At 43.3% G+C, this 22742-nt stretch carries 19 protein-coding genes and 1 riboswitch; of the genes, 18 read left to right on the top strand and 1 reads right to left on the bottom strand.

The window, feature by feature from the left end; genetic code table 11:
- Window positions 1-140 precede the first annotated feature (140 nt).
- Window positions 141-228: riboswitch (cyclic di-GMP riboswitch) on the top strand.
- Between the two features lie 104 nt (window positions 229-332).
- From OEV42_11085 to OEV42_11070, 4 genes are all read left to right on the top strand, one after another.
- Entirely contained in the window at window positions 333-623 is a 291-nt protein-coding gene (locus OEV42_11085) for a hypothetical protein (protein MDH3974812.1), read from the top strand.
- 239 nt (window positions 624-862) lie between these two features.
- Window positions 863-1540 carry a TIGR04282 family arsenosugar biosynthesis glycosyltransferase gene (locus tag OEV42_11080; protein ID MDH3974811.1) on the top strand — a complete coding sequence of 226 codons (678 nt, stop codon included), beginning with the start codon at window positions 863-865 and terminating at the stop codon, window positions 1538-1540.
- Between the two features lie 54 nt (window positions 1541-1594).
- Window positions 1595-3136 (top strand): ATP-binding protein, encoded by a 1542-nt coding sequence (locus OEV42_11075; protein MDH3974810.1) that lies wholly within the window; start codon window positions 1595-1597, stop codon window positions 3134-3136.
- Window positions 3137-3198: 62 nt separating this feature from the next.
- On the top strand, window positions 3199-4563 hold the full coding sequence (locus OEV42_11070) for a sigma-54 dependent transcriptional regulator (GenBank protein ID MDH3974809.1): 1365 nt from the start codon (window positions 3199-3201) through the stop codon (window positions 4561-4563).
- Window positions 4564-4607: 44 nt separating this feature from the next.
- Here OEV42_11070 and OEV42_11065 read toward each other — a convergent pair whose 3' ends face one another.
- Window positions 4608-6458, bottom strand: coding sequence for a TIGR04442 family protein (locus OEV42_11065; protein MDH3974808.1), 1851 nt, complete (start codon window positions 6456-6458; stop codon window positions 4608-4610).
- A gap of 307 nt (window positions 6459-6765) precedes the next feature.
- Here OEV42_11065 and OEV42_11060 point away from each other — a divergent pair, with 307 nt between their 5' ends.
- From OEV42_11060 to OEV42_10995, 14 genes are all read left to right on the top strand, one after another.
- The gene (locus OEV42_11060) at window positions 6766-7278 is read left to right on the top strand and encodes a GspH/FimT family pseudopilin (protein MDH3974807.1); all 513 of its coding nucleotides are present in this window, start codon (window positions 6766-6768) and stop codon (window positions 7276-7278) included.
- 20 nt (window positions 7279-7298) lie between these two features.
- Window positions 7299-7739, top strand: coding sequence for a type IV pilus modification protein PilV (gene pilV, locus OEV42_11055; protein ID MDH3974806.1), 441 nt, complete (start codon window positions 7299-7301; stop codon window positions 7737-7739).
- Between the two features lie 44 nt (window positions 7740-7783).
- A complete protein-coding gene (locus OEV42_11050; GenBank protein MDH3974805.1) occupies window positions 7784-8806 on the top strand; it encodes a PilW family protein in 1023 nt (340 codons plus the stop codon).
- A gap of 29 nt (window positions 8807-8835) precedes the next feature.
- Window positions 8836-9438: a pilus assembly PilX N-terminal domain-containing protein gene (locus tag OEV42_11045; GenBank protein ID MDH3974804.1), complete on the top strand. Its 603-nt coding sequence runs from the start codon at window positions 8836-8838 to the stop codon at window positions 9436-9438.
- 35 nt (window positions 9439-9473) lie between these two features.
- A complete protein-coding gene (locus OEV42_11040; protein ID MDH3974803.1) occupies window positions 9474-14459 on the top strand; it encodes a PilC/PilY family type IV pilus protein in 4986 nt (1661 codons plus the stop codon).
- Window positions 14460-14470: 11 nt separating this feature from the next.
- Window positions 14471-15265: a putative Ig domain-containing protein gene (locus tag OEV42_11035; protein MDH3974802.1), complete on the top strand. Its 795-nt coding sequence runs from the start codon at window positions 14471-14473 to the stop codon at window positions 15263-15265.
- 241 nt (window positions 15266-15506) lie between these two features.
- Window positions 15507-15707: a helix-turn-helix domain-containing protein gene (locus OEV42_11030; protein ID MDH3974801.1), complete on the top strand. Its 201-nt coding sequence runs from the start codon at window positions 15507-15509 to the stop codon at window positions 15705-15707.
- 31 nt (window positions 15708-15738) lie between these two features.
- Window positions 15739-16791 carry a pilus assembly protein PilM gene (locus OEV42_11025; protein ID MDH3974800.1) on the top strand — a complete coding sequence of 351 codons (1053 nt, stop codon included), beginning with the start codon at window positions 15739-15741 and terminating at the stop codon, window positions 16789-16791.
- Window positions 16792-17355 (top strand): PilN domain-containing protein, encoded by a 564-nt coding sequence (locus OEV42_11020; GenBank protein MDH3974799.1) that lies wholly within the window; start codon window positions 16792-16794, stop codon window positions 17353-17355.
- Entirely contained in the window at window positions 17356-17967 is a 612-nt protein-coding gene (locus OEV42_11015) for a type 4a pilus biogenesis protein PilO (protein MDH3974798.1), read from the top strand.
- Between the two features lie 12 nt (window positions 17968-17979).
- A complete protein-coding gene (locus tag OEV42_11010) occupies window positions 17980-18546 on the top strand; it encodes a pilus assembly protein PilP (protein ID MDH3974797.1) in 567 nt (188 codons plus the stop codon).
- 128 nt (window positions 18547-18674) lie between these two features.
- Window positions 18675-21293 carry a type IV pilus secretin PilQ gene (gene pilQ / locus OEV42_11005; GenBank protein MDH3974796.1) on the top strand — a complete coding sequence of 873 codons (2619 nt, stop codon included), beginning with the start codon at window positions 18675-18677 and terminating at the stop codon, window positions 21291-21293.
- On the top strand, window positions 21294-22508 hold the full coding sequence (aroC, locus tag OEV42_11000; GenBank protein MDH3974795.1) for a chorismate synthase: 1215 nt from the start codon (window positions 21294-21296) through the stop codon (window positions 22506-22508). It begins immediately after the preceding gene.
- 43 nt (window positions 22509-22551) lie between these two features.
- On the top strand, window positions 22552-22742 hold a 191-nt coding region (locus tag OEV42_10995), incomplete at its 3' end, for a 3-dehydroquinate synthase (GenBank protein ID MDH3974794.1).

The raw sequence follows: 22742 nt of genomic DNA, 5'->3' as shown, positions 1-22742 counted from the left end.
TAATAGTGATTATACTTTTTATGTTGTTTTGAAGCTTTCTTTTTTATATCAGGTAGTTGCACGTTATTGTTTTTTAAAATATGCTGATGGTATGATTGTTGCTTTTTCTTTAGACGAAAAGATGTTGAGTTAATCACCAACTCTGCTCAGAGCAAACCTCGGGAAACCTTGGGACGCAGAGCCACGGGGCTAAGAAAAGAGAAGTTTTATGTCAGCCGGGCCGCCAGAGTTTTTTAAACTTTGGCGGCCCGTTTTTTTATAAAAATTATTTAAAAGTACTAAAAGAACAAATATAAACTCTTAAAAAACTAAAAAGTAAGGGAGGGAAGGATATGAAAATGATGAAAGCAGGATTGTTAGCTATTATGGTTGTTTCAATGGTTATGTTCACGTCAAGTTCTATTTATGCTGGAGGCAAAAAAGCAGACAAGTCTGAGATGTGTCATGACGGCAAAGTTATTATGGTTTCAGGCAATGCGATTAAAGCTCATTTGGCTCATGGTGATCCGGACGTATTTGTGAAGGAAGGTAACAGTTGCCGGGAGTACGTAGCAGAGCAATCCGAACCGGAGCCAGTTGTACCGGAACCGACTCCTTCGCCAACATTTGATTTTTCATGGTAAATTGTAAAACTTATCTATATTGAATTAATAAGAAAGCGGATTAACAGCGAAACTGTTAATCCGCTTTTCTATGTCTAATGAGACAGCACTGTTAAGATACTTTTTTCTCTCCTGAGTTTTTTACTCTTCAAAAGAAATGGAAGAGTAAAACCGGTATGAAATAATTTCATATTCTCCTTGAAACCGCTTGCAAATATGGTACAATCGACATGTTTAAAGTGGGTAGATATGGAGTTAATATGCATTCAATTATTCTTTTTGCCAAGGCTCCTGTACCGGGCAAGGTGAAAACACGTCTCACGACAAACTTGTCTCCTCACCAGTCGGCAGCCCTGCATGAATCTTTTGTTATCGACACCCTGATGGAAATGTCGGTCATTAAAGATGCCGATACTTTTCTTGCATGTCACCCCACCTCGGAAGATCCCTTTTTTCTTTCACTTGAAAAACGTTTTCACCTGAACAGATTTGAGCAAAGAGGTCAAAACCTGGGAGAGAGGATGAAAAATGCTTTTCATCATTTGAAGTCTCAGGGCTATGATAAAATTGTCATCATAGGAAGTGATTCTCCTACACTTTCAGGCAGTATTGTTGAGGAAGCCTTTGAGTCTCTCGAAAAACATGATCTGGTTTTAGGCCCGAGTCTTGATGGCGGGTACTATTTGATTGCTATTTCCGGGGAGGTTCCTGAAATTTTTAATGGTATTCAGTGGGGTGGTGATACTGTCTTTGAAGATACTTTTAATAAGGCAAAGAGTCTCGGCCTTGATATGCATATACTTCCCTTTTGGTATGATGTGGACACGATAAAAGAGTTACGTTTTCTGTCAATACACCTCGCCGGACTTGATGATAGAGTTTGTGTGGAAACGAGAAACGTACTTGCAAGAATAGGGAAAACCGTCTGCTACCCTTAAAGAGGTGATAATATAAAACTCAGGACTGAAATAGTTATTAATATTCTCGCCATTATGGGAATTGCCATGATTACTATTGGTGTTATGGTAGTTAATATTTCAGAGAATAATATGGTTAGAATGAAAGAAAGAGATGGGAAAACACTTGTCACTTCATTTCGTTCTATCGTTGAAAGCGCAACGCTTTTTCATTCTGCTTCGGAGACTATTAATCTGCAAAACCTGGTCAATGTTTTTGCCATGGAAAGTGGCGCCAGTGAAGTTATTATTGCAAATGACAGATTCTCTATAATTGCTGATTATGTAAGTAGAGATGATAATATCATTGGTGTTGATAATAATTTAAGAAAATCGATTAGCGAGAATTTGGATTATACCTACCTAAAGAAAGGAAGGGCTTTAAAGGTTATTTCCATTTATGAATCATTATCTGTTTATAGTCCAATGATTGTAAATGGTAAAGTATCGGGAGGTCTAAAGGTTGTCTTTCCCTTGACTGAACTGAACAATACGCTTTTAAGAACGAAATGGCTGCTTCTTTTTTTTCTTTCTTTTGATCTTCTTGTTCTTCTTCTCTTCGGCAGTTATCTTTTGACAAGAAGGATTGTTCTGCCGCTAAGCAAGTTTGCCAAAGCTGCCGAGAATATAGCAAATGGAGATCTCAGTGAGCGCGTTGATGATTATGGGGAGAACGAACTGGGGCAATTATCGACGGCTTTTAATATTATGGCCGACAGTTTGTCGGATCATGTGGGCTATCTCCAGAGGGCTAACAGGGAACTAAGGCAAACAAGACTCGATTTAATCAGGTCTGAAAAGCTGGCTTCCGTTGGCCGGCTTGCTGCCGGTGTCGCTCATGAGATAGGTAACCCTCTGGGCGCAATTCTCGGTTATACCAATATGCTTATCAGTGGTGTTGATGATAAAGCGATGGAAAAGGATTTTGTGGAAAGAGTAGAAAAAGAGGTTAAAAAAATTGACCTTACAATCAGGGAACTCCTTGATTATTCAAGGCCATCATCGGTTGAAATGAGAGACGTTAATGTAAACGGTATTATCCATGAGGCGCTTTCACTTGTTTCTCATCAAAAAGGTTTTGAAAGCCTGGAACTTGAACTTAAATTGCTTGAAGGGTTGCCCCATATTTTGGCTGATGAACATCAAGTGAGGCAGATATTGCTTAACCTCATTCTTAACGCCGTTGATGCCATGCCTAATGGCGGGAGAATAACAGTTTCAACGGAAGCCTTTTATTTAAGTGAAGATAAAGAGGTCTTCCCTCCGAGAAGGAAGGAAGACCATCTTAGCGCTGAATTTACTATAAGGAAAAGAGTCAAGCCGGAAGGCGGCAAAGAGTGGATTAAGGTATCCATTGCCGATACAGGAATGGGCATGGAAAAGGAGGAACTCGGTAAAATCTTTGATCCCTTTTATACGACGAAAGATCCGGGAAAAGGAACAGGGCTGGGCTTATCCATTTCCCAAACCATAATTGAGACCTTTGATGGCAAGATAGAGGTAGAGAGTGAGCCAGGCCGTGGAACAGTCTTTTCACTTTTGCTCCCCGCATGTGAAAAGAAGAATAATGAGGTGTAGACCTTTTTTATTTTACTTGTATGCGTTAACTTGCATAAATTATTTTCAACAGGAGATGTGATATGTCAAATAAGAAAAGAATTCTCGTTATAGACGATGAAGAAGCTATGCGCCATGTGCTTACGTCCATGCTTGCAAAAGAGGGTTACCATGTCAAGGCCTGCGCCAATGGTGATGAAGGGATGAAGGCGCTCGATGAGGATGTCTATGACATGGTTCTTTGCGATGTGAGGATGCCTGGTATGGATGGTCTTACATTTTTTAAGGGGATAAAGAAGAAGGGGCATCACTTGCCTGTTATTATCATGTCTGCTTACGGGACGATAGATACTGCTGTTGAGGCTATAAAGGAGGGCGCTTACGATTACATTTCAAAACCTTTCAGGCAGGATGAAATTATTTTAACACTAAAGAAAGCGGAAGAGAGAGAGAAGCTTACCCGCGAAAATATGCGGCTAAGAGAGGCTGTTGAGAAGAGTTACAGCTTTTCCAGTATTATAGGCAAGGGGCCTAAAATGCAGGAAGTTTTTAATGCCATAAAAAAAGTGGCTGACGTGAGATCGACGGTGCTGCTTACCGGTGAAAGCGGTACGGGCAAGGAACTGGTTGCGCGGGCAATTCATTATAACAGCGTCAGGAAGGATGAATCTTTTATTGCTGTTAATTGCGGCGCTATTCCTGAAAACCTGATTGAAAGTGAACTTTTTGGTCATGTAAAGGGGGCCTTTACAGACGCCGTAAAAACGAGGAAGGGGCTTTTTGAAGAAGCTGATGGAGGGACCCTCTTTCTTGATGAGATTGGAGAACTCCCTCTTGTTTTGCAGGTAAAGCTGCTTAGAGCGTTGCAGGAGGGAGAAATAGCAAGGGTCGGCAGCGCGGCAATTATTAAAGTCGATGTGAGAATTGTTACAGCCACAACAAAGAACCTTGCTGAGGAGGTTAAAGAGGGACGTTTCAGGGATGATCTTTTTTACAGGCTAAACGTTTTTTCTCTTAAACTTCCTCCCTTAAGGGAGCGGAGTGAAGATATTCCCATGCTAATTGACCATTTCATAAGCAAGTACAGGGAAAGGCTTGGCATTAACATTACCGGTATAGACCGCAAAGCCATTGAACTTGCCATTAACTATTCCTGGCCGGGAAATGTCAGAGAACTTGAAAATGCAATAGAGCGGGCCATTGTTATGGCTGAAGGTGATAAAATAAAGGAAAATGATCTTCCGGCAGAACTTAAGGAGGGAGGTGGCGGTCAGCTTGTTCCATTAGCTGATGACGGTCTTTCCATAAAGAAAAACAGCAGAAATCTTGAGGAGAGATTGATCCGGAAGGCCCTTGAAGAAACAGGAGGGAACCGGACAAAGGCAGCCAAATTGCTGGAAATAAGCCATCGTGCCCTCATCTATAAAATAAAGGATTATAATCTTTGATCCGGTGTGTTTCCGCATTTGTTGGGAGGGGAATAAGTGGGGACTCAGGCCGCGATATTCCTGATCTTTTGCAGCTCTTCTTCTCCCAGTGAATTAACCTGGAAATATTCCCGTTCCAGTTCTTCAATATAGAACCTGTCGAGACCGCTGTTAACAAGGAAATCCTCTCGCAGGGCCGCGTCTTTTGTCTTGATGATCTGGGGAAGAAGGTTATGGAGGTAAACAGCCTCTTTCTTGATATTCATGATCACATTACTAAAGATATGGTCGGGAATTTCTTCTTCGAAATTTTCTTTTATCGCCAGATCTTTGGCGATTTCTCTTTTTAGAATTTCCTGCTCTTCCTTCGTATTTAGTTCCGAGTAGAAGGTTTTTATCCTTCCTTTTACATTTTCCTGAATCATGTTGTACATCGCTTCTTCACGGCTCGTGTGATAAAGATTATCAACAATTTCATGGAGCGTGGATTCTCCCTTTTCAACACCTTCAAGACCGTGAAGCAGATATTCGATCTTTTTTCTGCCAAAGTAGGTGAGGTAGTTGTTCTCCAGTATGGGGTCAAAAAAAAGTTCCTTGAAAAAGTCTGCTTTCAGGTCATCAAAAACCTTTTTATTTCCCAGCAGACTCCTAACCTGATCTTCATTAATATTGACTTTCTCCATAAAGGCCAGCTGGCTGATGACAGCTAACGTTGCGTCATACCGGTCAAAGAAGGTAACGATATAACCGAAGTTTTCAAAGGCCGTCGTATCCTTTTCTTCCTTCATTTTTTCATCGCAGATACGGCCTGTATCGAGGAGAATCCCTTCAAAAGTCCGGTCTCTTTTTTCGACGGACGTTCGCTTGGCTTTTAGAAGCCTTATGAGATCGTCATTAATAATAAGCTGGTTGTCCTCCTGGTTGAGAAGAAAAAGGCCCTCCAGTATTTCCCTCGTTTCAATGATATAGTCAGGTTCATTGGTGACAACGATCTTTTTGCCCTTAAGAATCATACTGTCCAGCGTATCGAAAAGATTGCTTGGAATATCGTTTCTCACGCTAAGGGTTCTCAGTCTTGTAAGCTTGGGATTAGCCAGCGCCTTGCCGTCACCGCCTACATCCTTTTCCATTGCAATGAGGATATCCTTATATTCATCGATGATTCGCTTGTTTGCCAGGTCCTTGTACATAACATCGATTTTTATTCTTTCCTGCTGATATTGGTCAATTCCGTACTTTTCGGCCAGTTTTTTAAGTTTTTCCTTATCTTCTTCTGTGACGGTCCTTTTTTCAGTGTATATTTTCCGGAATGTTTCGTAAAATTTTTTGTTGGGAAGGTTTATCAGTTTGAAAAGGAAGAGAACGGCTTCAGGAATACCGATGTCTTTAAGTATGTCTTTGGCGATTTCCGTATCGTTGCTGCTCCCGATATTGATGTTTCTTTTAAGGTCTTTTCCAATCTTTTTAAGGAGTCTTTCCTGCTTTGCTTCCTGCGTTCCCTGCATGTCGAAATGGAGAAAGAAATAATAATTGCTAACTGCATGCATGTTGAAAAATATGGTTTCATATTTTTCAAAACCGCTTGTTTGCTTTGTGAATGTCAGTTTGTCTTGTTCTTCGTCATAGTAGGTGCCGAAAATGGCGAGACGGTTAAGGACATCTTTTTTTACGAGGTCTCTGAAGGGTTGCTCAACGCCGAACATGTATTCACAAAAACTGCCGCCGTTACTGTTATAGGTCAGTCCATCATCACCGATAATAAATTCATTGCCCGGTGAAAAAAACCTGTCATATTCCTTGCCGTCTTCACTGGACGTTTCAAAGAAATAACGGTGGTTAATATCTTTGCCGGCAATGGTGGCATAAAATTCGATACTGTCACCAATCTGCCCATGTAACCTGATGTCCTGAATCATAGGGATAATAGTAGTTGAAACGATTTATAAATGCAAGATCAGAAGTTTTTAAACCGGCAATGCGGCAAGTATTTTAACGGTATTGCTTTTACATCAGAAAAACAATACCATTGCAGTGTAAATGAGATAGCCTGTAAAAAGTATGAAAAGTTTTCTATGAAAATTTTACTTCCGGAAGGTTTTGTAGTAATTTTTACTATGCAGGGCCTGTGGAAACGGTATAAAAGCACTGATAAACCTGCGCCACGCTGGCACTTGTTGTTGGCATGTTAATTGTATGTTTAAAAGACAGTGGAAGGTGATAATTATGAAAGCTTATTTAAATAATGAGAGCGGATTTACTATGATTGAGTTAATTCTGGTGATTGCCATCCTTGGTGTTTTAAGTTCCATTGCAGCGCTTTCGGGGAAAGACATGTATGACAATTACAAGACCAGGGGAGCAGCAAGACAGCTTTATTCCGATATGCAGTACGCCCGTTTGAGCGCTATCAAGGGGGGGCGCCCCTGGGTTGTTGATTTTATGGACGATAAAAGTTACCGTGTAATGATCAAAGATTCAACGGTTTATAAAACTATTAATATTCCTCTTCAATTTAAAGGTGTAAAAATATGCAATTATACCGATTCCTTGAGCCCGCTCAAGGATGCACAGTTTAATCCCAATGGCACTGCGGGAGGTACTGCCGCTGATTTTGGGGTGAAGGTTTCTTTAGGAGGCAAGGTATATAAAATTTATATACCTTCAATTGGCACGGGGATTGTCAGGGTCATTAACTTAAGCAGTAAAGAGCCCTTAAATGCTATCCCTTGCCCATAAAATAAAGGTGGTCGAAGAATATGAAAGGTGTGTATAAGCAGCGCGGATTTACGTTAATTGAGGTCCTTGTGGCAATGCTTCTTCTTACCGTCGGACTCATGTCGGCTTTAAACATGCAATCAACAGCAATTTTGGGAAACAAGGGCGCAAGAGATATGACCGTCGCAACGAACATGGCTGCAGAGATTGTCGAAAGAATGAGAATTAGCGGCAAATCATATGCATATAACGATCTTGATACGGATGCTGATTGTCCATTGGCGGACCCCGTAAAGGGAGATTGTGAACAGTGGAAATCAAGGCTGAATGATCCTGATATAGGTCTTGTGCGCGCAAGGGGGAGGGTCAGCGTTGTTAGTGGGGTGCCCTATGACAGGTTGACGACAGCAACTGTAACCGTCACATGGTTTACCAACAGGGAAAAAAAGATTGTCTACGAAACAATTATTAGAACCTGGTAATGTTAATAAAGTGCCGATAAGGAAGGATGTTTAGAGAGAGAAAAATGGATAGTAATAATAAAAATAAATGGGACATTCAATCCGACAGGGGATTTACTATCATTGAGCTTATCATTGCCATGCTTATCGCATCGGTCGTTGCCATGAGCGGCTTTGCGCTTTTTTCGGCGACAAATCGCTCCTACCAGGTTCAGGAGGGCGTTATCCAGGCCCAGCAAAGCGCCCGCGCTGCTTTGGGACGGCTAGCAAGAGATATACGTATGGCCGGTTTTGGCCTGGATAAAGAACGAGTGCCTTACCCTATAACTATTGGAGAAGATGTGGGCACTGCAATTACACTCGATGGTCCTATTACGGTATTCGACAGCGTTGCGGGGCCTGACAGAATTATTCTCCTTGGCATTGGTTCGCAGGCAGGCGTATTGCAAAACCTGTCAGGCTTTGAATATAACCAAAAGGAGCAGTATCTTTTACGCTTAAACAGTGTCGATGCCTTTATGACTAATGGCGGAGCATTTGTTCCCGAAAGGAAATTCATTACTATCGACGGAGCGTATATGCTAGAACTCAATACTGTCCAGGGGTCGCTTGACCAAAATATTCTGAGGGCTGCAAAAGAACTCCCTAAAGACTTTAAGGAAGATAGCCTTGTTTATATTGTTCAGGCCATCGAATATTCCATAGCGGACGATGTGACAGGGTGCTCACCGGAAAAACCCTGCCTGGTAAGCAAGGACTACACGTATATAAGGGGTGGCAGCGCAGGCAGTGCCCCCCAGCTATATGCTGAAAATATCGAAGATATCCAGTTTGCCTTTGGCTTCGGTCCTTTTGTCGATAAAAATGGAAACGGCTCTTATGACGCCGGTGATTTTGTCGATGGTTTAACTGCTTTGGAACAGCACCGTATTCAAGCGGTAAGGGTGACCGTAGTGGCCAGGGCCGGCCAGGACCCGTTAGGAAAAAAGTTTAAAAGGCCTGCTGTGGAAAACCACCCTGAAGGTGACATTAATTTTTACAGGCGGCGAGTTCTCTCCCAGGTCATTGATTTGAGGAATCCCTTTTAAGGAGGATTATTAGAGATGAGGAGACGGCAATGGAGATAAAATCAATAAACATTGCAAGAGATCACAGGAAGCGCTGGGGAATAATGTTTGACTGTATGAGCAATATTATTTCCGGGCACTATAGGCCGGGTAATAGAGGAAAAAATGCGCTTGCCGGGGCATTTAAAAATGAAAAGGGAATGATTTTGCTGACCGTCTTGATTCTTATGTTTATAGCCACTCTTCTCGGCATCATCGCATTGAACAGCACTACCGTAGAATTACAGATTACAGGGTATGATAAACGCGTTTCAACTGCCTTCGAATCGGCTGAGGGAGGCAACCGGATCGGACAGATGCTTATTGAGCGAACACATGACGAGGGCGCAGTGCCGGATGATATGGGTTTTACTATAAATACGAGCCTCTATAATGAGATTATCTATAAGCAGTTGGAGATTGCCCCTGATAGAGTCGATGTTGAAACCAGTATCGGTGGCGCTTCCGTTGCAATTGATATTGACTACCTTTATGATGTGGCTTTGCCGGGAAGAGCTACAGGGTTTGCCATGGGTTATGAAGGGCTGGGGACCGGTAGTTCTCTTGGTGATGATGCCGTTTTCTACAGACTCAGGTCCAGCGCAGTGGAATAAAGGATTGAAATATAATGAGAAGGCCATTTGAAAAAATGAAAATTTACAGACGTGAGGTGCCAGATATGCGTTATCCAATACTGATAAAGAGAGGACTGATCATGGCGGGATTTGTATTGTCCCTCCTGTCTTACGCCTTAACTGCCGGCGCTGCCGAGATGGCCGACTATACGGCCTTTCCGGCATTTCTTCCCAGAACGGTTTCACCCAACATCCTCTTCCTCCTCGATAATTCGGCGAGCACAGTGCGGCCGGCCTATGGGCGGTGCGACGAGGAGGTTTATAACTGTGCCGACACCTTTGTCAATATCTTTGATGACTATTCGAGCAGCAGAACCTATGACGGCTATTTTGATCCCGGCTTTTTATACCTCTGTGATACAGGGGGATGCGACAAAGAGAGCGCATCAGTTACGGGCAATCGCTCCGGCAACTGGTTGAACTGGCTTGTCATGACCCAGTTTGATATTGTGAAGAAGACCGCTGTCGGCGGTGACGTCGTTGGGTCACCGGAACAAGGAAACCCGCAGACGTTGAAAAGCAGACTTACTGCAAACAATGCCCTGGGAAACCCCATAAAAATAACCAAGGTAGTCAATCAGTCAAATTGTCCCGTAGATTGTTCCGGTCCGGCCATGGTTCCCCAGGAGATCCCCTATTCATGGGTGGCTACACCGGCCACATATACTCAACTTGCCTCCGGAAATGATAATGCATGGGTCGGTCAGATTGATTTCCCCTTTGCATTTACCCTCTATTCAACAACCTTTCCGGCAGACAGCGTGATGACCATAAATGTGAACGGTTGGGCTGCCTTTGAGCCGAGTGGCATAAGCAAATCGGCCAACTATAAAATGCCGACAACGGAACTTTATGATTATGCCATTGCGCCTTACTGGATAGACCAGGAACTTGTCTCGGTAGGCAACAGTGAAATACAATTTTTTATTAAGGGGACGGCGCCCAACCGGGTAGCCGTATTGACATTTTTAAATGTCGTCGATCAGATCTATGATGAAAAAAAGCTTAATCCCCTTACCTACCAGGTCCTCTTTTTCGAAAGAGGCAGCCATATCGTTTTCCAGTATCAAAATGTGCAGGAGGGAGCAACGACCTCTTCTACCCATACAACTCCCAGCACTTTGTGGGGCAATGGTGCGCTGGCTACCATCGGTGTTCAAGGGAATATTTCGGGAGGCAAAACGGGAGAGTATAAGCTGCGCTCACACAGAGGCTTGGCTTCTGATGATGCCACACCTTTTCTGCTCAGAAATAATCTGGCCCTGCTTATGACGCCGAAACATTTTGCATTTGATATAAGGCCTGTAGATAACAGTCCTACAGTTGTCGTTCCGTCAGCACCTTTCGCGTCCAGCGCTAATGAAAAAGCGATAAATATAGACCTGGATAATGCTGCCTTGCCCTGTGTGGAGGCAGATGGATGGTACCGCAATAAGTTAAGGGATGAATGTTATGACCATGAAACTGAGGGGCTTTATCATGAACTGAGGGACGGCCTTTTGGGAGGCAGCCTCGGTTTCAGGCTGGCAATCATGCAATTAAACGACGAGGATGGCGGCTCGGTAGTAAAATCTTTCAATGAAAAAGAAACGACGGGATGGCCCAGCCTGATGGCCGCTACGAGGAGCGCTGCTCCGGTCCAGCATGCGCCCCTGGCCGAGGCGCTCTATCTGGCGCAGGGATATTTCAGGGAGGATACTGCCTATCGTTGGGCCACAGGCAACTGGAATAATTCTGGAGCAGGCAGCTGCTCGACTACAGGTAATCAACTCGATCCTTTCTGTTACAAGAGCGCCGGTGTGATGGTGACCTGCTGCAAGAACTTCATTCTTCTCGTATCGGGAGGCAATTACAGCCATGACTTCAAATACAATATCTACGATGATGTCCCGTTAGCTACCGATCAAATACCCCTTGCCGGAGGGGTTAAGGCTACTGATGATTCAGGGGCAATGGGCACACGGGAAAATGAAGGATGGCTGGATAACGTGGCCTACAAGGCCCACGTGACCGATCTCAGAGACCTTCTCGACCCGGGTGATGACGACGACGGTATGCAAACGCTCAATTTTTATGCCGTAGATACCTATGGAGAGGGATACGGCAGGGGAACGGATACGCTGAAAAAAATGGCCAGGTACGGCGGTTTCAATGATTACACAGCTATAGGCCGGTTGACTGATTTAGATACTGACGGCAATGGCCGTTGTGATTTTACGGACGATAATGGCAATGGGGTTATGGATGGTGATGAAACGGGGGAAATGTGGGAGAGTGATATAGATTGTGATGGAACGCCCGACACTTATTTTTCTGCGTCAGGCGGTGAGAACTTGAAAGGGACCATCATGAGGGCCGTTATGGATATTCTCAAAAGCTCCGCATCGGGAACGTCCGTATCCGTTCTTTCCACATCGTCCAGCGGTGAAGGGGCCATGTACCAGGCCTACTTCTATCCTGCAAGGGTTAAAGCAGGCGGGAATGAGGTGCGCTGGCCGGGATATATACGCTCATATTTTGTCGATGCCGATCAGTATTTGCGTGATGACCACAGCAGTATGTCTTTGACGCCAAGCACCTCGCCCGACCGTAAACTTGTAAAAGGTGAGGACTATGTGGTTGAAATGGATGTTAATGAAGTAACGGGAGATGTTGCTGCAGTCCTGTCTCGTGATATCGGAGCGAGTGACGAAGAAACTGTTCTTCAACATGAACAAACAGTGCCTATCGAGGAGGTGACCTCCCTTTTTGAAGCGGGGGAAGTGCTTGCCAAAAAAGATAAAAGTACACGGAACATATATGCCTGGCTTGATTCTAATGCTGATAACATCATTGACAATACGGGGGATAGCGGGGATTTTAACAGCCTTGGCGGTTTTGACTCAAATGGCGAATTGATGAAGTTCAAGAGCAGCATGGCGGCAGAGCTTGCTCATTATCTGCGGGCCGGTGAAGGTACGGACGGCACATTCGCAAATAGCACCACAACGCTTATGGAGGCGGAAGACATTATTGCTTATGTAAGGGGGGAAAATGTGAGCGGTTTCAGGGCCAGATGCCTCCCTGTGGAGGGTGCGACGACAGAGACTTTTACCGGCGACCGACGTGAAGATTGCGGAACGAATCAGCGCATATGGGCGCTTGGAGACATTGTCTATTCGACGCCTACCCTTGTAGGGAATACGGCTGAGCGCTATTATCGTACCTATGGTGATACGCCCTACCGGCAGTTCCACGAAAAGTACCGTGACAGAAGGAGAGTTATTTACGTGGGAAGTAATGACGGGCTGCTCCATGCTTTTAATGCGGGCGTGTATGACAACAGGGATGACCCTTTGACGGCCAAGAAAGAAGATGGCACCTTCAGGGCCAATCCGGCCACCGGCAGCGGATGGGGCAGTCCTGAACTGGGTGAAGAACTCTGGGCATTTGTCCCTCACGATGTCCTGCCTCATCTTGTGTGGACGACTTGCAACGGTTCGGGCACGGACCCCTCTGCCTGCGGTACGGCGGAATACACGCATACCTACTATGTCGATCAAAGGCCGAAGGCGACAGATGCGCAAATATTTGCTGATGACACAGTTCATCCGGGAGGCTGGGGAACAATGATTATCGTGGGCATGCGCTTTGGCGGCGGGGCGATTAATGTCGATCTGGATCGTAACGGCAGCATGGCCGAAGCAGGAGAACAGGCTTTCAGGTCGGCATATTATGCCTTTGATGTTACCGATCCCGAGAGAAAACCGAGATTGTTATGGCGTTTTACCCATGAAAATCTCGGTTTTGCATCCTCTTATCCGGCCATAGCAAAGTCAGGTAATGCCTGGTTTATGGTTGTGGGGTCAGGCCCTGAAAATAACATGACAATAAGGGATTATGGAAGCAATAAAACAACTACAGGGGGGCATGTTTTTATAGTGGACCTTGCGACGGGAGAAATGTTAAAGAAGTTTGATTCAACTTCTACTCCTGTCGCTTTGCCCTCCGGAGATACTTATATGGGATCACCTTCTACCTTTGATTTTGATGAAGATTTTAGTTCCGAGACCATTTATATCGGGAGCACGACAAGAACAACAGTTAATGTGAGCGGCAATTCTGTCATCAAGAATATTGGAAAGGTCTTCAGGATAAATACCATGGAAAATGCCGATCCGAATACCTGGGTGCTGTCGACTTTCTTTAGCGACCCCGATATGGGGCCGCTCGTGGAACCTGTTGGTTCGGCTCAGGATGTCGGTGAGGGATCACGAATCTTTTTTGGCACGGGCCGCCTTCAGAACGCTGATGATATTTCGGACAGGTTCGAGCAGCGCTTTTACGGCATTGAGGACAAATGCATTGATGGCATTAATTCAATTGAATGCGACACCACGGCGGCTACGGAATACGGCTATACTTTGAGTGACCTCGTTGATACCACCTCTATCGTTGTCACGTCGGATAATGCCGGAGCTGTCTCTGTTGATGAAGGTTCAACCACCGTATGTACTGCCGGAACGAGTTGCAGCTACGAAGATATGGCGAATGATATTGAACTTAATTACAAAGGATGGTATATATCTCTTGAGGCAGATAATGTAAATGCAAGCCAGCGCGTATTGTCAAGGCCCGCCATACTGTCGAAAGTAGTCATGTTTACAGCCTATGAACCCGCCGGGGATCTTTGTTCCATATTTGGAGAGGGCACACTGTATGCCCTTGATTATCTGACAGGAACGGCAACGCAAGCAGCGGCTCTTGGGACGAAAGATATTGACGGCAACACAAAGCTGCATTTATCAAACGATTCCCTTGGGAAGGGGATGCCCACCTCCGTTGGCCTTGTAAGGGGCCGGGATGGTGTGTCAGGTTTTGTCCAGACCTCTTCGGGAAAAATAGTCCGCATCGATAAATTGAATCTGCCGGGCGGTACAAGCGCTGTAGAAAGTTGGCGTCAAAGTACCGAAGGAATGGGAACGATAGAAATTGAGGAAATTTATAAAATGTTTCAATAGTACTGTCGGTAATGTTAAATATGGTTCCTGTAAAGAAGAAATTTATTGTTTGCTTTTTTCTGCTTTTCCTGGGGGGGCTTTTAGCCGGCTGCAAGGGGAAGGAGGCAAGGCCTCCCTCCCCTGATTCAACTGCAACGATAAATACAGAACACGAATCTGCTGCTGAGCCGGACCCCATTTTATCAGATGACTCACTTTCTTCAGGCAATACTTATGAGGAGGAGAAGGAAGATGTCCCTCATGAAGAGGAAATTGGTCCTGAGAATTCACCGCCGGAAATTACGGCTCTCGAACTGACGCCTTCAGTCCTTTACCCCGGCGTGAAGGTAAAAGTTGATGTATCCGCCGTCGACGACGAGGATGACGAAATATATTATTATTATCGCTGGCAGAAAAACAAAAAATTCCTCCCTCGTGAGACAGGAGAGGAACTTGATACGGTGGGCTTTAAAAGAGGCGATTTTGTGACGGCTTTTGTGACGCCCTATGATGAGGAGGGGAAGGGCGATGAAAGAATGTCCCCTTCACTGCTTATTTTAAACAGACCGCCTGAAATCACATCGTCACCTTTGGGTAAGTTCTCAGATGGTATTTTTACTTACCAGGTCGAGGTTACAGATCCCGAAGGAGATGATTTGACATTCAGTTTGGAAAAATTTCCTCCGGCAATGATTATCGATCCTTCGTCAGGCTTGATAGAATGGAAAGTACCGGAGAATGGACAAGGTACGGTTGCCGTCAAGGTAGTTGTTTCCGATGGTAATGCCAGTGCATTTCAAGTTTTTAATCTTGATTATGGAAGATAAGGTTACTTTTAAAGAATATCCCCCCCCCTATATTGCTCAAATCCTGTGCAGGTACTTTTAGTTCCTCTCTATTTTATGCTTCCTAATAGATTCAGCTCCTGGGCAGAATCTTAATTACATATAATTACATATAATTATATGTAATTTATAATAAATTGTAAAAAAATGCTTGACATTGGTTTTAGATATGTTTTAATTGTGCATATTGATGCTAATATAACTTGTATTATTAGGTGGCGATTTGAAAAAAAATAAATTGAAAGAAATAAGAGAAAGTCTTCTTGTCAGTAAGGCAGAGCTTGCCAGAAATGCCGGTATTTCTCCGCTCACAGTGGATCGGGTGGAGAAAGGGATGGACTGCCGGATGGATACTAAAAGAAAGATTATAAAGGCTTTAGGATTGAAATTGTCCGATGCTTCCAGAGTTTTTGGGGACGATTAATTTTCTGCCATATAGTAGGTGCTCTTAATTTATGCTTTTTTTAAAGAAAAAAAATCTTTTTGCCCTGGATGTAGGGTCTTATTCAATTAAACTTGTTGAGCTCAAGCCTCTCAAGAAAGGCTATCAGCTTGTAAATCTGGCTATTGCCCCTTTGCCGCCTGAAGCAATTGTTGATGGCGCTTTGATGGATCCCAGCGCTATTGCTGAAGCAATAACAACGCTTGTGGGCAGCGTTAAAGGTAAAACTACCGATGTTGCTACCTCTGTTGCGGGCCACTCTGTAATTATCAAGAAGATAACTTTGGCCGCCATGACTGAAGATGAATTGGCTGATTCCATTCAATGGGAGGCTGAACAGTATGTTCCCTTTGATATTGCCGATGTAAACCTTGATTTTGAGATTCTTGGACCTGACCCGGCAGATGAGAGCCAAATGGAAGTGTTGCTCGTTGCTGCCAAGAAAGAAATTATTGATGACTATACGGCAGTTTTGGCGGAAGCGGGCCTGAACCCTGTTGTCATGGATATTGATGCCTTTGCCTGTCAGAACATGCTCGAAATAAATTATTCCCTTGCTGAGGGGGAGGCTGTAGCTGTAGTTAATATCGGTGCCAGCCTCTCTAATATCAATATCATTAAAGATGGTTTGTCACTTTTTACAAGAGATGTTGCCAATGGCGGTGGACAATTTACGGAGGAAATTGCAAAACGATTCGGATTAAGCTATGAAGATGCTGATGCGGCGAAGCTCGGCAGGAAGGTGGAGGGCGCTGACCCTGATGAGGTTAAGGCCGTTATCCAGGAATCTTGCGACTCTTTTTCTGCAGAGATCGCCAGAACACTTGATTTCTTTATGGCGACCAATCCTGATGATAATGTTTCCAAGGTTTATATCTGTGGTGGTGGCGCCAAAGTCCGAAATCTTGACAAGGTTATGTCTGATAAGCTGGGTATGCACGTTGAGGTGGCCAATCCTTTTAATGCCATTTCCAGTGGGAAAGCTTTTGATGGGCAATATCTTTCTGATGTCGGGCCGTCATTTGGTGTTGCTGTTGGTCTTGCCATAAGGACGGAGGGAGATTAAATGGTTAAAATTAATCTTCTTCCCGTCAGGGCGGCTGCCAAACGAGAGAGTTTAAGAGCCCAGGCAATGATTGCTGTTTTAATGCTTATCGCTTTGTTTGCCCTTATAGGTTTTCTTCATATGTCGATTACCGGGAAGATAGATGGTTTGAACGAAGATATAAAGCGAACGCAAGCTGAACTGACGAGACTTAATAAAATCAAGGCGAAAGTAGATAAATTCAAGGCTAACTCAAAAATGCTGGCGAAAAAGCTTGATGTTATTAAGAAGCTTAATTACGGGCGGACTGACGGCGTTAAATTGATGGATGAGTTGAGTAATGTCATTCCCGAAGGACTGTGGCTTGAGAGTCTGAAGGGAGGTAAAAAGGGATTGACTCTTCAAGGTATATCGCTGGACCATGATGCAGTAGCCGCCTTTATGACTAGGATGGAAAAGTCCGATTACTTCACTAATATCAAATTGAAGTCAACAAAAAAGAAAGTTATAGCAGGTGAGAATGTCCACCAATTTGATTTATTTGTTATTTATCAGCCGCCGGTACCGGAAGAAAAAGGGAAGTAAATGGCGTTAGATGCTGAAACTATAAAAACAGGCTATATAAAGCTTCCCGATTATCAGAAGACGCTGATATCCGCAGCCCTTATGCTTTTGCTCGGGGGGTTGTACTTTTATTTGTTTTATATGGATAAAATGGATGAGGTCGAAGGATTACAGCAAAAACTTACAGGTTTGCAAAGCAAGGTAAATCAGGTACGGGCTGTTGCTGATGAGTTGCCCAGATTTGAAGCTGAGAACAAAATTGTAAGTGAAAAGCTGGCTCAGGCACTCAAACAGTTGCCAGGTAGCGATGAGATTCCAGCACTGTTGGTGAATATGGAGAAAATGGGTGATCAATCCGGAATTGTTTTTGAAAGCATTATTCTTCAGAAAGAAAAAGCTAAGGACTTTTATGCCGAAGTTCCCATTAAATTAACGATTAAAGGAACATATCATGATACGGCAATCTTTTTTGATAATATCAGCAAACTGCCCAGGATCATTAATATTTCCAGGATTAGTATTGGAAAACCAAAGAATCTTGGGGGACGTTTAGAATTGAGTATTGACTGTATGGCTACTACTTATAAATTTATAGAGAAAAAGAATGTCCCTGCAAATAAGAGAAAGAAATAGAGCTAAATTTTCATGCTTAATTTAAGATTTTCACAGTTGATTTTTGCTTTGCTTGTGTTAGCTGTTATGGTCGGTTGTGGGGAGGAATCTTCTCAACCGCCTTCAGGTCAGAGGCCTGCCAAGGCGGTCAAGGCTAAAAAAGTGCCTAAAAAAGCTGTTGCTGTTAAAAAGCAGGATGCAAAGGTGAAAAAGGAGGAAGAGGTCGTCTATTTTTATGATCCATCAGGAAAGACAGATCCCTTTTTTCCTATTCTTGTGGAAAAAGCCGCTGAAAAAGAGGAAGAAATGATAGCAACGGAGACAGGAGAACCCAAGACCTTTCTTGAAACGCTTGAATTAAGTCAGTTGAAACTTGTCGCCGTTATGATTATGGGTAAGAGACGCATTGCCATGGTTGAGGATCCTGAAGGTAAAGGTCATACAATTTACATCGGCACTCCTATCGGTAAAAGTGGGGGGAAGGTAGCGGGTATTGCAGAAGGGAAAGTTTTGATTGAAGAAAAGTACAAAAAAAAGGGTGAGATTGTTCCGGTGATTAAGGAGCTTGTCATCCAATCTGCGGAGGACAAAAGAAGATGAAAGCGCTTTCAAAATGGATTTTATTGGGGATCTTTGTCCTCATAATTATTACGTATTCTGCAGGATGTACTTTTAAACAATTAGGTTCATCAGGCCTTTTTAATAGAATTGAGGCTGTAAACGCAGAGTTGTCTGAGGAAATAACGTCCATCGTTATTAATAGCGAGAAACCGGCAATTTATACAGCATTTAAGTTGGCGAATCCTTTAAGGATTGTTATTGATATTAGTGATGCTGATATCAGTAGTGTAAAGACGCCTGTTTTGGTTGAGAATGATACTGTTAAGGAAATTCGGATGACTCAATTTGATGAAGACGACGTTAATATAGGCAGGATTGAAATTTTACTAGAGCAAATAACCGGTTATAAGATTGAAAAAGATGGAAATAAATTAAGTGTTTTAGTGGATAATTATGCTGCTGCTTATGATGCTACTCAGGAAGATATGAACGCTGAAGCGCTTGAATCCATTGAACCCGGGCCGGAAATCGAAGCCGAAGCTAAGGTCGCTGCGCCGGAGAAAGCCTATCCGCCTGCAAAGGTAATAAATGATTTTTCTGTGATAAAAGAAGATGGCGCTGTGGCTGTCGTCGTTACCGGCGATGGAGCCATAGGAAACTATAATGCCTTTAGATTAGGGAAACCTGCAAGAGTTGTTGTCGATATTTTTAATGTTAAGAACCTTTACAAGAAAGATAAAATAAAGGTTGATGCAAGCCTGTTGAAAGCAATCAGAGTAGGGCAGCATAAAGGTAAGGTACGTTTGGTGCTGGATTCAAGAAATAATAAAGCTTCCGATTATTTTATCGTAAAAAGAGGTAAGTCACTTGTCATCTCTTTGGGGAAAAAAGGCGTGCTCGATAAAGCGGATTTATCACCGGCGATTGCTCCCTCTCCTGCTTTGCCTGCAAGAGAGGACCCTGGTGAGAGAGGGTTTGTTGTGACGGACCTGAAATTTACTCAACTGCCCGAGGCGTCAAGAATTATAGTCTCAGTGACAGGAAAAGTTAACTATTCGATCACTAAGAAATCTCCCGAGCAAGTCCTTTTAAATCTGCCAAATACTGCCATTCCGAAAGGATTGCAAAGAAGTCTCGATACGTCTGAATTTAACTCTCCTGTTTCACTGATTAGTTCATACCAGGAAAAGGTTGGCAGAGAGAAAAGAACGAGAATTGTTTTTAAGCTTAATAAAGAAGCAAAATATATAGCTGAACAGGATGATGGGACCATTTTTGTCGATTTTGAAAGAGATGCCTCTACTGACGGTGACGATGTTCAAGTGGTCAAACAGGTCCTGCCTGAAAGAAAATTAATTGAGGAGGAAGCTCCTTCTTTGCAAACTAAAGTAGCTGAAGTGGAGAAAATTGATGAACCTCAACTTCTTCCCGGGGTGACTGCGCCAGAGAGGGATGAGCCCTTAATAAAAGATGAAGAGGTTCCCTTTGAAAGTAAGAGCTTAAAAGTAAAACCGTTGAGCAAAGTTTATACCGGTCAAAGAGTCTCTTTAGACTATAAAGATGCAGACATAGGAAATGTGCTTAGGCTTTTTGCTGAGGTTAGTGGATTTAACGTTATAGCAGCAGATGATGTAAAAGGTACGGTTACTATAAAGTTAAGTGATGTTCCCTGGGACCAGGCTTTTGATATTGTTCTTAATGCTAAGGGACTGGGTATGGTCCAGGTGGGAAATGTCATTAGAGTTGCTCCTGCCGATAAGCTGAAGAAAGAAGAAGCTGAAACATTAACCTCCAAGAAAGACAGGGAAAAATTAGTAGAACTGGATTCTGAAATTATTCCTGTGAGCCATGCGCCTGTATCTGAGATGGCAGCCAAGATAAAGGAAATATTGACGGACAGAGGTTCTGTAACGGTAGATGATAGATCAAGCTTATTGATTATTAGAGATATAAGAAGAACAATAGAGGAAGCCAAACTTTTAGTGAAAGAATTGGACAAACCGACGCCTCAGGTTCTCATCGAGGCAAGAATAGTTGAAGTAGATACTAATTACAAAAAGGAACTGGGTGTTCAATGGGGAAGTCAATATGCAGTCGACGCAGCCCATGGAAATGCGCTTAATTATCAATTCCCTAATTCTGTCGGTGTCGGTATCGGCGCCGGAGGTGGAACGGTTTTAAATGCGCCTGTCGGATCAGGCTTTACCGGTACCGGCGTTACCGGAGGAAGTGCAGGCGGCGCTATTGGCATTAGTTTCGGGTCTATTGATAACACAATATCACTGGACCTTAAATTGTCAGCTCTTGAATCAAAAGGCGTGTCTAAAATCATCTCAAGGCCCAGAGTCGTTACAATCAATAAAAAACAGGCATCGATAGAACAGGGACTTTCTATCCCCTTTGAGACAACTTCTGCTGAAGGAACGCAGACTACCTTTGTTGATGCAAGTCTTAAGCTCACCGTTACACCTGAAGTTAAACAGGATAAAAGTATTATTTTAACGATTAAGGCATCAAAAAACGAACCTGACTTTGCAAGAGCAGGCGCCGGTGGCGCACCGAGTATTGCAAAGAAGGAAGCTCAAACAGAAGTGCTTATAAAAGATGGTGATACAACAGTCATCGGTGGAATTTTTACCCAAAAGAAAGGTAATAGTGAGGCTGGCGTTCCTTTTCTTTCAAAATTGCCCCTAATCGGCTGGATGTTTAAAACGATGACTAATAACGATGACAGGGCCGAGCTGCTAATATTTGTTACCCCTAGAATTATAGAAAAGGCACTTTAAATGCTGACCTACATTACTGCAGGAGAATCTCACGGAAAAGGACTTATCTCGGTTATTGAAGGCATGCCTTCAAATCTCACAGTTAAAAGTTCATATGTTAACAGTCAGTTAAAAAGGCGCCAGAAGGGATATGGACGGGGTGGCAGAATGAAGATCGAATCGGATACTGTAGAGTTTCTTTCAGGGATAAGACATGAGGTTACTACAGGGGCGCCTGTCTCACTTTTTATTGAGAATAAGGACTGGAAAAATTGGACAGATGTAATGAGTCCTCAATTGGTTGAAAGTCTTGATTCGGATAAGGCAAAGTATAATCCGGTAACAAAACCGAGGCCGGGGCATGCGGATCTTTCCGGCGCTATTAAGTATAATCAAAGGGATATTAGAAATATTCTGGAACGATCCAGCGCCAGAGAAACCGCTGCAAGGGTTGCTGCCGGTTCGGTTGCAAGGCAGTTGCTGGAACAGTTTGGTATAATTACATATAGCTGGGTAACCGGTATTGGTGGAGTGGAAGATGATAATTCACCCGTAAAAGGGTCTATTTATTATGGTAACCCAAAAGGCGACAAAAAAATACTCCATGAAATATACGAAGATGCAGAAAAGTCGGAAGTCAGTCATCCTGATGAGCAAATTTCTGAAAAAATGAAAAGAAGAATTGATGAGGCCAAAGAAAATGGTGATTCCCTTGGAGGAATTTTTGAAGTAGTCATAAGTGGGCTTCCTGTAGGTCTTGGAAGTCATGTACATAGTCATAGAAAGCTTGATTCCCTTCTTGCCGGCGCCATGATGGGTATTCAGGCCATAAAAGGTGTTGAAATAGGCCTTGGCTTTGAAGAAGGAAGAAGGCCTGGTTCGGCAGTTCATGATGAAATAAAATATGATGGAAAAGAATTTAGACGGCAAAGTAACTATGCTGGTGGAATTGAAGGGGGAATGAGCAATGGCGAAGATATTGTAATAAGAGCCGCTATGAAGCCTATTCCCACACTATACAAACCTTTAAGGTCTGTAGATATTAATAGTAAACAACCCTTTGAGGCAAGTATTGAAAGGTCTGATACCTGTGCTGTTCCTGCTGCGGCCGTAATCGGCGAAGCCGTTGCTGCATTTGAAATAGCAAGAGTTTTCCTGGAGAAATTTGGTGGTGATTCTATTGAAGAGATTAAAAAAAACCATGAAAATTATATGAATTATGTTTCAAACTTTTAATCACAGGGATACTGCCCATAATGGTGATATGGATAAGGGATGCATGGAAACAGTTGAAGTTGATTTGGGCGAACGATCGTACCCTATTTTTATTGGGAATGGCACGTTAAATAAAATCGGAAAAACCCTTGAAGGTTATACGAATAGCAGAACTTTAGCTATCGTTACAAATCCTACAGTATCCGATTTATATCTTGAAGAGGTTAAGGGTAGTTTTGAAAAATCAAAGTTTAC

Source organism: Deltaproteobacteria bacterium, from assembly GCA_029860075.1.
Lineage (GTDB): Bacteria > Desulfobacterota > JADFVX01 > JADFVX01 > JADFVX01 > JAOUBX01.
This window is presented reverse-complemented; position numbering and strand designations above follow the sequence as displayed.